Annotated in this window: 10 protein-coding genes; all 10 read left to right on the forward strand. The window is 46.8% G+C overall.

What is annotated here, in order from left to right; translation table 11 throughout:
- The first annotated feature begins 861 nt into the window (after positions 1–861).
- From J0M30_15030 to J0M30_15075, 10 genes are read left to right on the forward strand one after another with little or no spacing between them, the layout of a single operon-like run.
- Entirely contained in the window at positions 862–2,229 is a 1,368-nt protein-coding gene (locus J0M30_15030; protein MBN8668809.1) for a phage tail sheath family protein, read from the forward strand.
- Positions 2,230–2,266: 37 nt separating this feature from the next.
- Complete coding sequence (locus tag J0M30_15035) at positions 2,267–2,698, forward strand: phage tail protein (protein MBN8668810.1); 432 nt, start codon at positions 2,267–2,269, stop codon at positions 2,696–2,698.
- A gap of 2 nt (positions 2,699–2,700) precedes the next feature.
- Positions 2,701–3,168, forward strand: coding sequence for a phage tail protein (locus tag J0M30_15040; protein MBN8668811.1), 468 nt, complete (start codon positions 2,701–2,703; stop codon positions 3,166–3,168).
- Between the two features lie 2 nt (positions 3,169–3,170).
- On the forward strand, positions 3,171–3,341 hold the full coding sequence (locus J0M30_15045; GenBank protein MBN8668812.1) for a hypothetical protein: 171 nt from the start codon (positions 3,171–3,173) through the stop codon (positions 3,339–3,341).
- Positions 3,341–4,024, forward strand: a complete 684-nt coding sequence (locus tag J0M30_15050) for a hypothetical protein (protein MBN8668813.1) — start codon at positions 3,341–3,343, stop codon at positions 4,022–4,024. The genes J0M30_15045 and J0M30_15050 overlap by 1 nt, the downstream gene beginning before the upstream one ends.
- Before the next feature lies 1 nt (position 4,025).
- A complete protein-coding gene (gene vgrG, locus J0M30_15055; GenBank protein ID MBN8668814.1) occupies positions 4,026–5,771 on the forward strand; it encodes a type VI secretion system tip protein VgrG in 1,746 nt (581 codons plus the stop codon).
- Positions 5,772–5,781: 10 nt separating this feature from the next.
- Positions 5,782–6,060 (forward strand): PAAR domain-containing protein, encoded by a 279-nt coding sequence (locus tag J0M30_15060; protein ID MBN8668815.1) that lies wholly within the window; start codon positions 5,782–5,784, stop codon positions 6,058–6,060.
- Between the two features lie 10 nt (positions 6,061–6,070).
- The gene (locus J0M30_15065) at positions 6,071–6,478 is read left to right on the forward strand and encodes a GPW/gp25 family protein (GenBank protein ID MBN8668816.1); all 408 of its coding nucleotides are present in this window, start codon (positions 6,071–6,073) and stop codon (positions 6,476–6,478) included.
- Positions 6,475–10,200, forward strand: a complete 3,726-nt coding sequence (locus J0M30_15070) for a hypothetical protein (protein ID MBN8668817.1) — start codon at positions 6,475–6,477, stop codon at positions 10,198–10,200. Before J0M30_15065 ends, J0M30_15070 begins: the two co-directional genes overlap by 4 nt.
- Positions 10,197–13,421 (forward strand): hypothetical protein, encoded by a 3,225-nt coding sequence (locus tag J0M30_15075; GenBank protein ID MBN8668818.1) that lies wholly within the window; start codon positions 10,197–10,199, stop codon positions 13,419–13,421. The genes J0M30_15070 and J0M30_15075 overlap by 4 nt, the downstream gene beginning before the upstream one ends.
- The last annotated feature ends 4 nt before the right edge of the window (positions 13,422–13,425 follow it).

Here is a 13,425-nt window from a genome sequence, read left to right on the forward strand (position 1 = left end):
TCATTTCAAAACACTACCAGTATGAATTATACCGCATTAAAAACCCCGGGAGTTTATGTAAACGAGATCTCGATATTCCCGCCTTCGGTGGCCCAGGTACCAACGGCCATACCAGCGTTTATCGGGTATACGGAAAGACGCGTTGATGAAAATGGCGAGTCGCTCCATATGAAGCCAAAGAAAATCAGTTCGTTTGTTGAATTCCAGCTACTATTTGGTGGGGCACCTCCTGTAGATTTTTCCAAGATCGAATTGGATGCCTCCGGTCAGGTAGTGAAGGTAGAAAGCACACAGAGCTTCTACCTCAGTGATTCGCTGCAAATGTTCTTTGCCAACGGCGGAGGGGAATGTTATATCATTTCAGTGGGGGACTATACCGGTGGTTCGGTTCAATTGGGAACTGTTTCCCCGGCTACCGGTTTGTTGGGCGGATTGGAAACATTAACGGAAGTAGATGAACCAACGATGATCGTTTCCCCGGATGCGGTTTCTCTGTCAGGCATGGGGCTCTATTCTTTTCAACAAGCAGCATTGAGCCAGTGTGGTAAGTTGATGGACCGGGTAGGTGTTTTTGATCTGTTATATACAGAAACCAAATCACAACTAAGTGCCAAGGTCGATGAGTTTAGGAATCAGATAGGAATGAGTAATCTGAAGTATGGGGCTGTATATGCTCCGTGGCTTAAAACCGATATTCGCAAAGAGGTTCGTTACAAGGATATTGTTGGTAAGCTTGTAAAGGCCGGCACCAATATTCCGGCGGTTTTGAGCAACTATCTCGTGAATTTGCCTCCGGCCGACCAGGCAGCTATTCAGACGGAGCTGACCAAGTTGGATAATATAGTTGCCGACAACAAGTTCATGTATGAAACCGCGCCGCGATCGGTGGAAAATTACCTGAATGTTTTTCCTGCTGTAGCGGGGCCAACTGGTTGGGTTGGTTCATTTTCTTCCATCGAATCGGGCTATGACGCAACAGAGGAATCTGTACTGGCCAAACTGGCAGAGGCGGATGCAGATACAAATGCCGGAACCAAATCCACAAAAACGAGTGCGGCGGCCACCGAATTTTTAAAACTAGTTCGGCAGTCTTACCAGATCGTTACGATGATCGATGATTTTTGTTTCCTCGACAATCTGTTGGGAATTAAATCGACAGCTCTCCAAACATTTGGTTTTGACCAGATCAAGTATTCCGCCAATAATGTGCCGATCGGAGGAAGCCAGTTTAACCTCAAAACAGTGGAGTTAGTAAATTATGACCTCTCTACTGTATCCAACGCAGGTGGCGTTCAACTGGCCACCTCCTTTACATTCACTTCTGCCAATGCAGTTGGGGCTAATGCTCCTTATACCGGCTTGAATTATGAGGTCCTGACATTCGATACGCAGATACTGGCTGCTGCTGTTGACCTTACCTTATTTCCAACTAATGTCATAGCCGGAAATGCGGTTGTCGATAATACAAACAGGATCGCCAATATGCGTGCCGCCCTGCCAAAAATAAGGGGCCTGTTCACTTACTTCAGAGGTATTCTGGAAAGTATCCTGGAATTTGGAAATGCCTATGAAAGAGCGATTGAAGACGGCGTGATAAAAATGTGGCCTTTGCTTAAAAACATTCTGGTAAGCGTTTCCAACAACCTAACCATCTTACCACCTTCAGGTGCTATGGCGGGTGTTTATGCAAGAGTGGATAATGAGCGCGGCGTTTGGAAAGCACCTGCCAATGTCTCTCTGCTGCGTACCAAGGGCCTGACGGTAAACATCACTGATCTGACACAGGAATCAATGAATGTGGATGTGGATTCAGGAAAATCTGTCAACGCCATCCGGGTATTCAGTGGCAAAGGGGTGATGGTATGGGGTGCACGTACCCTGGCCGGGAATGACAATGAGTGGCGCTATGTGAGTGTACGTCGTTTTTTCAACATGGTTGAAGAGTCTGTTAAGAAAGCAACCTCCTGGGTTGTCTTTGAACCCAATGATGCCAATACCTGGGTGAAGGTGAAGAGTATGATCGAAAATTACCTCACGCTTTTATGGCGCCAGGGTGCTTTGGCCGGGGCTAAACCAGAGGAGGCCTTCCGCGTATATGTTGGCCTTAACCAGACCATGACCTTTGTGGATATTCTCGAAGGAAGGATGATCATCCGCATCGAAATGGCTGCCGTTCGACCAGCCGAATTCATCATCCTGGAGTTCACCCATAAGGTACAAACCTCCTGATACAACCCATTTCAATCATCAATTAATATAAAAATTTATGGCTAATTATCCACTGCCCGCTTTTCATTTTGTGGTCGATTGGGGTGGCTCCAATGTCGGGTTCACCGAGATCACCGGGTTAACCTACGAAATACAGGCCATCGAATACCGCGATGGTTCTAATCCTGAATTTCATGTGACCAAGATGCCGGGCATCCAGAAATACAATAACATCACGATGAAACGCGGGGTGTTTCAAAAAGACAATGAGTTCTTTCAATGGGTGAATACGGTGAAGATGAATACCATTGAAAGAAGGGATATCACGATCAAACTGCTCAATGAGAACCACGAGCCGGTGATGAGCTGGAAAGTAAAACAGGCATTTCCGGTAAAACTGGAAGGCCCCAGCATGAAAGCCAGTGGCAATGAGGTGGCGATCGAATCGGTTGAACTGGCCCATGAAGGTTTCACCATTGAAGCCAATTAAACATGGAAGAAAGCAAGTTTGACTATCCGCCGGTGGGTTTTCATTTTCGGGTGGAATTCAAGTTTCAGGATACCCAATTCCAAGGGGGTAACTCCGAGATCCAATTCCAGGAAGTCAGTGGCCTGAATAAAGAAATGACCACCGAGGAATTGATTGAAGGAGGAGAGAACCGGTTCATATACCGCTTCCCTAAAGGAGCCAAGTATTCCAACCTGATCCTTAAAAGAGGGATGCGGCCTGACTCAAAGATCATTGAGTGGGTAAAGAACTCCATCGATTCCTTCGATTTCAAACCGGTAGACCTGACCGTCACCTTGCTCAACCCGGATCATGATCCATTGGTGGTATGGGAATTTGTGAAGTGCTGGCCGGTGAAATGGGCCACCAATGACCTGAAAGCCCAGGAGAATGCGATCGCCATCGAAACACTGGAGTTAAGTTTTAATTACTACAACCAGAAAAAACCCTGACCATGCCTGTTGAAATCCGGGAACTGATCATACGTGCCAATGTAGGCAATCCCAACCAGGGCGGTAGCAATAATGCCACCGGTAATGATACGGAAGCTGTTCCCAAAGAAGAGATCGTAAAAGAATGTTTACAGCAGGTCATGGACATTGTTAAAGACAAATCTGAACGCTGATGTCACAAGGCGCAAAATCAGGTGAACTGGTCAAGATGTACATCGAGGCCTTTGATGACGAAAAGTTCCAGAACAAACGGAGCGATCGTTTCGAAGCGATGTTCAATCCCAATAAGTACAACCTGAAGTACGAGATCGAATACGATAAGAAGGGTGCGTCCGGCTCCTCTCCAAGTGCACCCAAGTTCTCCAACATGAAGCAACAGGAGTTGTCATTGGAGTTCTTTCTGGATTGTACCGGTGTGGAGAATGCCGAAGGCATTTTTGTGGACCAAAAAGTGGATGAATTTTTAAAAGTGGCCTATAAATACGAAGGGAGTAAGCACAAGAACAATTACCTCCGCGTTACCTGGTCATACCTGGTCTTTGATTCCGTGTTAAAAGAAGCCGATATCTCCTTTGTTTTGTTTCGGAGTGACGGGCGTCCGTTACGGGCTAGGATAAACGCCAAATTTCTCGGTTTTGTCAGTGATCAGAAAAGAGTATTGTCGGATAAGGCCCAATCACCGGATATCACCCATTACCGGGAAGTAAAGGAAAAAGAGAAACTCCCGTTGCTGTCGCAGGGTATTTATTCCAGTAATCAATATTATCTCGATGTGGCCAGGTGTAACAAACTGGTCAATTTTCGTAAACTCAAAACCGGACAAGCGCTTTATTTCCCGCCCCTGGTGAATGAATAAAATGACCGCAAGCGAACAAAATACCGCCTCCCAGTCATCACCGACATTTAAGGTCATCGTCAATGGCAATGCCATTCCCCAGGAGTACAACCTGGTTTCGATGATGATCCTGCATGAGGTGAACCGGCTTTCAACAGCAAGGTTGATCTTCCTGGATGGGGAGGCTTCGAAGAATGATTTCCCATTAAGTAATAAACCGGATTTTTTACCAGGCGCAACAGTAAAGATCGAAGCTGGCTATAATGGCGAGAATGAAGATGTTTTTCAGGGGATCGTTATTCGCCAGAGTGTGAAGTTGAATAACAACAAGTCGAGCTTTTTAATAGTCGAATGTCGCCACAAGGCTGTGACGATGACCAAGGTCAGAAAGAGCAAGATCTTTCTGGAACAAAAGGACAGTGACATTTTCAGCACCCTTGCCGGTCCGCATCAGGTGACCTTGGAGAATGATGATACTACCGTAGAATATCCCGAAATGGTACAGTTTCATTGCAGTGATTGGGATTTTCTGATAAGCCGGGCAGAAGCAAACGGATTTCTTGTGTGGGGAGAAGGGGAAAAACTAATGATCAAAAAACCATCACTCTCCGGCGAGGGCGTGATGGAACTCAAGTTTGGTGTCAACCTGCTTGAGTTTGATTCTGATCTGGATGGCCGTTGGCAGTTTGAATCGGTCAAGGCATACGGTTGGGACCCATCAACACATGAACCGCTGGAGTCCGAAAGTAGTTTTTCAGATACACTGGGACAGGGTAATGCCTCTTCTGGCGATCTCGCCGGAAAAACAGGCGATAAAGCGTGTACTATCACGCATGGCGGAGCGATCAATGATTCGGAATTACGGGTCTGGGCAGATGCACAACAATTGAAGTTTGCCTTATCCCGGATACGGGGACGCGCCAAATGCAAAGGGGCATCCACCTTAAAACCTGGTAAGCTGGTGACGCTGGCCGGAATGGGAGACCGTTTCAATGGAAAAGCCTTTCTCTCCGGGGTGCGTCATGAGATCAATCAGGGTAACTGGCATACGGATGTAGCCTTTGGGCTATCACCAAAATCATTCATCCGTGAACACGATGTAAATGATAATCCGGCTTCCGGTCTATTGCCCGGAGTCAATGGCTTACAGATTGGGATCGTATCACAACTTGAAAAAGATCCGCTGGGTGAAGACAGGGTAATGGTTAAGATTCCGATGACGGATAAAGATGCCGATGGGGTTTGGGCGCGCCAGGCGCTGCTGGATGCCGGAAAAGAACGGGGTAGTTTTTTTCGCCCTGAGATAGGGGATGAAGTGATACTCGGTTTTCTGAATGATGACCCCCGCCACCCGGTGATCCTGGGGATGTTAAATAGTTCCAAACTTCCGGCCGTTACACAGGCCAAGGATACCAATCACTTTAAAGGTTTTGTAACCCGGGCGAAAATGAAGATCTGGTTTGATGATGAGAACAAAACGCTTGAGATTTCCACGGATGCGGGAAACAGCATCCGTTTGGATGAAAAAGATAAAAAGATCGCGCTGAAGGACCAGCATGGAAATGAGATTACCATGAGCAAGGACGGAATCGTTATAAAAAGCATTAAGGATATCAAGCTCGATGCCGCCTCAGGTAAGATCGGGGCCAGTGGCAATGAGATTGAATCCTCTGCCAATTCCAAATTAAAACTATCGGGGAATGGGTCAGCGGAAATGTCATCCGGCGGGACCACCTCTATAAAGGGTTCAATGGTACAGATCAATTAAAAAACGAAATATGCCAGCAGCAGTACGAGTAACAGATACCACCACGCATGGTGGAACAGTGACAGGCCCTGGAGCTACCACGGTCATGATCGGTGGGATGCCCGCGGCTGTAGCAGGGGATATGCATGTCTGTTCCCTGCCACCTACCGGACATCAGCCAACAGCCAGTCCCTTTCCATCCGGAAGCAGTAAGGTCATGATCGCCGGACGACCGGCAATACGTGTGGGTGATTCTTGTGGATGCGGTGCTGCAGCAGTGGTGGGTTGTCCTACCGTGATGATCGGATAAAATTTTAATCATGAGTGACAAATCACAATTCATAGGGACAGGATGGGCTTTTCCGCCCGCCTTTGACCAGGCCACAGGTGGTACCGTGATGAGCACGGGTTATGAAGATATTGGTGGAAGCCTTCATATCCTTTTGTCCACCACCCTTGGTGAACGGGTCATGCGACCCGATTATGGTTGTAACCTCCGTGACTATGTATTCAGTCCACTTAATACTTCGATGGAAGCCTATATCCGCAAATTGGTAGAGGATGCCATTATTTATTACGAACCACGTATCACCCTCGAGAAGCTGGGTGTGGAATTTCGTGATACAGAAGGATTGTTGCTGATCACCATCGATTATATGATCGATGCCACCAATTCAAGAGCGAATTATGTATATCCCTATTATATCAAAGAGGGGACCAATATATGAGTGATTGTTTCAAAAAGAATGAATTAGTCATACCGGGCACCCGGCAGTCGGAGCGATTACCCGTCGCGCTCGACCCTCTTTTTGTGTTGCCGGAAGAAAGGGAGATCGATGATTGGATGGTTTTTATCACCCGGTATGCCAAACTATTGAAGTTTTATGTGGCCCAGGAGGGACAGTCGGCCTATAAAGTTGATGGGAATTGGGAATCGTTGATCCGATCCGATGAAGCATTTACTTATTCCGGGATTTCCGTCATTCGTTCCGGTTTACCCAATATTACCTTCTATGAATATGTTGACCAATACGAAGCAGGAAGTACCCAACAACTTCGGTTCGAGGCCTATCGTGTATGGTGGGATATTCTGATATCAGTGTACAGGGATATCAATACATTTTATAAAAATGTTCCCGTACACATGCCTCTTCGAAACCTGATCGCACGGGAAATACTCAATCAACTGGCGCCGGATATGGGGCAGGTGGCAGGAGCCTACCTGAATGCCAAAAAAGTTAATGGATCAGGAAATACGGCACTTCCCACTCCGGCCTTCAACCTGTTTGTAGCCACATCGTCGGCAGATGCCGTGTATAAATTTGGGTTTGCCCAGTCCATTCTGCAATCGGGGTTTGACCCGATATGGATCGACAAAAACCTGTCGCCTGTTACGACCTGGCCGGCCTACCTGGCTTTTCTCAATACGTCAATTGCCCTGTCTGACCAATTCTTTCATACCAATTCAATCCCTGCCGAGTTTGACCGGATTGACTATTCTACCATCTCCCTAAAACAACTTTTTCGCAGAGCCTTTGAGTCTTATGCCCGGATCATTTCCCTGGCAGGGGATATGCTGACAGCAAGTCTGGAGAATTCCAGTTCACACTATGCACATCACGGATTATTACTTGCCTTTCTTCGTCTTTTTGGACTCGTACAGGAGGAGATGAACAAATTTACCCGCAAGCACCTGGAATATTATTATCAGCGTGTTCTTCAGTTAACCCCTGCACCAGCCACGCCGGATGCGGTCCATGCTGTTTTTGTTCCGGCAAAAACTACCGAGTCACATCTCATTGAAAAAGGGACAGCTTTATTAGGTGGGAAGGATGCATTGGGAAAGACATTGCTTTACGAAACAAGCCAGGAATTGGTCATTACCCAGGCCAGTCTCGCGGGTATAAAAACCTTGTACCTGGAGCCACATGCCAGCCTTCCCAAAACAGAGAATATCTATGCTTCGCCTGTGGCAAAAAGCGAGGACGGACATGGCGCCCCATTTACAACGGATGATCTTTCCTGGACAGCTTTTGGTGACCTGCGATTGGATCCGGTAAACTCCACCGTGATCAATAAAGCCAGTATTGGTTTTTTTGTGGCTTCTCCTGTATTACATCTGACCGAAGGTAACCGGGTCATTGATATCGTTTGGACCAGTGACGCGGCAGGTAACCTGATCCTGGATGCATTGATCACAGGAGATTGGACCGGGCTGTTCACTATATATACAACAGGTGAAAAAGGGTGGGAGCAGTTAACGGTGGATAATAGTACCATCACCTATAATGCGGTTTCAAAACTGTTGAAACTTACGCTTCAGGAGCAATTCCCTATGGTGAGCGGATATGTTGAAACGGTGCATCAGGATGGGCTTGCCACTCATTTTCCGGCCCTGAAATTTGTTTTGAATCAGGATGCTTCCGGTGCTTACCAAAAATTCAGAGGAATCGCAATCAACAGTATTCAGATCACCACCACTGTCTCAGAGGTCACTGACCTTTCCATTCAAAATGAGGGAGGGATACTTGACCCGGCCAAACCCATTCCCTTGTTTGGATCAACCCCCAAAAAGGGATCCGTATTTTATATCGGCCACACAGAACTGGAACATAAACGCATTACAAATCTTGAATTAACATTAACCTGGCAGCAATACATCAACGACCTGAAAGCTTCGGTTTATGATTATAAGAAAAACAGTGTAACCAGCCCTTACATTACCGGGTTGGCAAACAATTCTAATTTCAAAGCCCAGATAGAATTTTTACGCAACAAAGCCTGGGTTCCTGTTTCGGCAAGTCCACACGCGGCTTTTATCGATTCCGCCTCTAAAGTGTTGAACTATGCCATCGCTTCCCTGCCACAAGCTCAGGTTCGGCCGGATACCTATCAAAAATCGAAACTGTCGTATGAGCCGGATGTTAGGAATGGCTATTTGCGATTAAAATTGGATAGCCCTGATGAAGCATTTGGTCATGCAAAATGGCCAAAACTTTTTGCCGAGCAAACAGTACTTTTTAATGCAAACAGTACCAACAACTCCATACCGGAAGCTCCTTATACACCTACACTGTCGGGACTGAAACTGAAATATGTCGCCACCCAAACAATCGGGTTTGATTCGCTTTATAATGAGAGGGACGGGCAATTTTTTCATTTGCTTCCCTTTGGTCAGGATCATGTTCGTTCTGGCGCTCTTTTATTACCCGACTTTCAAATGAGTGTATTGGGCGCGAATGGCACTGTATCCACGGAGTATATTGAATCGGCCATGTATATCGGGATATCCGGGGCACTGGCCAGACAGACCATTTCCTTTTTGATACAACTCAACGAAGGCTCGGAGGATATCTCTGTGGATCATTCACCTGTCAGCTGGAATTACTTATCTGAATCAGGGTGGAAACATCTTGACAAATCTATAATAGGGGATGATACAAATGGGTTGATTCGTTCAGGTGTTTTGTCCATTCAAGTGCCTGTTGACCTGCCCGATGCCATTACACAATTACCCACTGGTATTTTCTGGATCCGGGCCGGGATAAGCAGCGGCTCTGCCGGGTTGCCAAAAATGGTGGATGTTCATCTCCATGCCGTAAAGGCTTTTTTTAAGGATAATGGAAATGATCCACAGCACCTTGCCAGTGCCTTGCCCGCCGGTGCTGTTTCCCGCTTGTTTGAAGCAGATGGCCAGGTGAAAAAAGTGCTTCAACCCTATGCCTCCTTTGGAGGTAAGGTGACCGAATCCGGATCTGTTTATTACCAGCGGGTAAGCGAAAGATTGCGACATAAGCAACGTGCGATCACGATTTGGGATTATGAGCATTTGGTGCTAAACCAATTTCCCGAAGTGTATATGGCCAAATGCCTCAATCATACCGGCTTTACGCATGGCTGTGGAAACCAGCCTCAGGTTTACAGGGAGAATTATGCCGGGCATGTATTGGTGGTCCCGGTGCCTTATGTATCTGATTTAAAGACCGGGAATATTTATAAACCCGCCTTTAGTGCCAGTAAGCTCACGGACATACTTCGGTTTTTGACGGGTTGGATCAGCAACGGGCCGTGTCAGGGATCCTGGCCGGCCTTGCATCCTCAACTAAGTCACCTCGAAGTAAGAAACCCTTTATATGAAACCGTCAAAGTTTCCTGCAAGGTGCAAATACGTGATTGTTATGATGCCCATTATTACAAGTCCGTTCTGATCGAGGATCTCAACGCATTCCTATCACCGTGGATCGGAGGGGAAGAAACGGAGATCCGGTTTGGAGGAAGCCTGCACGATTCAGTGGTGGTTTATTTTATTGAGCAATTGCCCTATGTTGATTACCTCGAGGACCTGAAAATATTCCACGAAGGGTCCGAAGTAAGGGAAGCCATCACCACCACTTCTCATTCGATCTTAACCTCATTTGGTACACACGATATTCAATTGATCAATGCATGAGTAATGAAGTGACCATACTGAAAGGAAAACCCCGGCCGCTGACCCAGGACTATGAGGCCCTGCGCAGATTGGGGGTACAGTATATTGAGCAGTTCTCACATTCCGTATGGTCAGACTACAATTATCATGACCCGGGAATCACTGCCGAGGAGATCCTTTGTTATGCCCTGACCGATCTGTCTTATCGCACAGCACTCCCGATGGAAGACCTTTTGGCGCGTGTGACCGGAGATACAACAAAAGATTTTTTCACCGCCCGGGAAATATTACCCTGCAATGCGGTCACCTTTGATGATCTCCGGAAAAAAATCATCGATATCAAAGGAGTCGAGAATGCCTGGGTTGCTCCCTATTCTGATCCTCCCTGCGCCGACCCGAAGGCACATCCGGCGTTTTTTATCCGGTGCAATAACAATCCCAGGAGCATAGACCTGCGGCCGGATATCGCCAATGGCTTTGAAGCCAGAAATATTGATGGCCTGTATGAATTCCAGTTACTGTTGGAAGAGGACCCTGTGCTGGGTGACCTGAATATCCTGTCGGTGGACTGGGAAATGCGTGACCCGGTTACCGGTGTCAGAATTGCATTGGTGCGGTTCATATTCCCACTTGATCTGGTTAAGACCTATCCGGTATTACCCGGAGATACGGACATTGATAAACTGGTCAACGGCAATATCAACGATTTTACCGTTCCTGTTTTTGATGCGTTGAACAATGTATTCGATCTCACCCTGCATCTGAATACCGGGAATGTGGTTATCCCGCAGGTGGCCTACCAGATCAGGCCTTACCACACCACCCAATCCATGAGTGATCTGGAGACTACGCTGGAAGGGTATATCAGCTCTTTGCTGCCCGCTACTAAACAAGAGATCATAGCCCGTATATTTTCACGGCTTCAGCAAAAGGTCATAAAAGCCAATGGCATCATCAACGAGGTCTATTGCATGTATCAGCGAATTCGCAACCTGAGCGAAGATGTGTTTAAGATCGGTGTAGTGGCTTCACAGGAAATTGCAATCTGTACTGATATCGAGACAGAACCCGGCGCTGACCTCGAAGATATTCTCGGCCGCGTTTACTTTTTGATCGATACTTTTTTTACCCCACCGATGCGGTTCTATCTGTTGGGGGAATTGCTGGATAAAGGGTATAGTGTTGAGAAGATATTTGAAGGTCCCTTGCTCCGTCATGGATTCCTTCGGGAGGAGGACCTGTTGAAATCGGTATTGTTTACCGAAGTGCATGTATCTGACCTGTACAACCTGATCATGTCGATCGAAGGCGTAAAGGCCATCCGTTACCTCCAGGTGACCAATTACCTGAACGGGATTCCGTTGACCGAAGGAGAATACTGGAAGATCGTTCTCAATGGTTCTTTTCATTTAAACCTGGACAGGTTACGTTCCAAAATCACTTTTTTTAAAGGGAAGATGCCGATCACGGCCGATAAGCAGGTAGCCGAACGGATCTACCAGGACCTTAAATCGACACTGAGTAAACCAAGAATTGATCTGGGATTGAAGATTCCCAATGACCTGGCCGCACCCGTAGGACAATATTACCAACTGGATGAATACTATTCGATTCAAAATGATTTTCCAGCCGTTTATGGCGTGAACAAGGATGGGATTCCGGCAGAAGCAGATCAGGAACATCGCTCTAGAATAAAACAATTTAAGGCCTATCTGCTTTTCTTTGATCAGTTGCTGGCGAATTACCTGGTTCAGCTCCGTGAATGCAAGAACCTGTTTGCGGTGGGTAATCTTTCCAACGAAACCTATTTCTATCAACCGGTCTACGATGCCCCAGGAAGTGATCCCGAAGACCTGAACTTTCCGGATACAGGCCCCATACTGGTTGATTTCAACATGCCCCCCAATGCCGATATCGATGACCCTGAATCATACAAAGTAGCCTGGACAGCATTCGTGGCCAATCTTGCCAATGGTTACCGAAACAAGATGAATGAATTGATTCATCCACCAGAGGAAGAACCCTTTGAACGCCGGAACCGGTTTCTGGATCATTTACTGGGGCGCTTCTCGGAATCCTTTGCCGACTATGCCGTGATGATGTACAAATTCACGGGCAACCAATTCGAAAGTGCCGAGAAAAAAACGGCGGAAGAGATTGCCAATGATAAACAGGCCTTCTTGTCCAATTATCATGTACTAAGTTATAACCGGGGAAAAGGACAGTATGTCAAATGTTGTCCTACGGGTAATTGCAATGTACCCATACCGTTTCCTGCCAATCCGGTGCCCGACGATTTTCTGGAGTATGACAAGTATTCGATCCCGTTGCCGGGCAATCCCACTGGGTTGCACAAACGGGCCTCGCTCATGTTGGGAATGAGCATCACCGATAACTCCTGGATGGTACTAAACAAATTTATGGTGGTACCCCAGGCCGGACAGTTCAAATTCGTCTTTCAGTACGACCCGGGTCATACACTTAGCTCAACGGTACTTTATGCTACCGAGCAGGAGGCTTTTGCGGCGATGGAGACATTGGTAGAGATTATTACCAAAGAGGATATGGATCCGGTAAACTGGATTTATTTTCAGATACTCCCCTTTGGCGGTGGATTTCGATTTGCGGTGCGTCCAACTACTGCTTCACCCGTATTTGCGGTTTCGGCCCCGGTTTACCCAAGTGTACAGGCGGCTAAAAACGCGTTTCCGGTTTTAAAAGCCTCCTTATTGGCGGAAGGCATGCACATCATCGAACATATCCTGCTTCGTCCCCTTCCTGTAGCGAAGAATATTCCGGCGGCTGATCTGGATAGTGGATTTTTCCCGCTTTGTAATTCCCTGAATCCTGATTGTGAATGCCCGGACCCGGATTACTATTCATTCCGCATCAGTGTGATTTTACCTTATTGGACACAACGCTTCCGGAACATGGACTTCCGGCAATTTGCCGAGGATACCATTCATCGGGAAACACCCGCGCATATCCTTCCCAAATTTTGTTGGGTAAGCATGTATGATTTGCACAGACTGGAGACAGCATATAACAATTGGTTTTTATTGAATAAAATTTATAAACCAACGGTATTGGAGTTGAATAACCTCCATACGGCGTTGGTGGAATTGATCAAGACACTGAATACAATGACCAATGTGTACCCGCAAGGGCATTTACATGATTGTGATAACCCAAGTACCGATAACCCGGTGATCCTGGGGCAAACCATTTTAGGAACATTTTAAATAA

It is taken from the genome of Chitinophagales bacterium, from assembly GCA_017303415.1.
Lineage (GTDB): Bacteria > Bacteroidota > Bacteroidia > Chitinophagales > Chitinophagaceae > SpSt-398.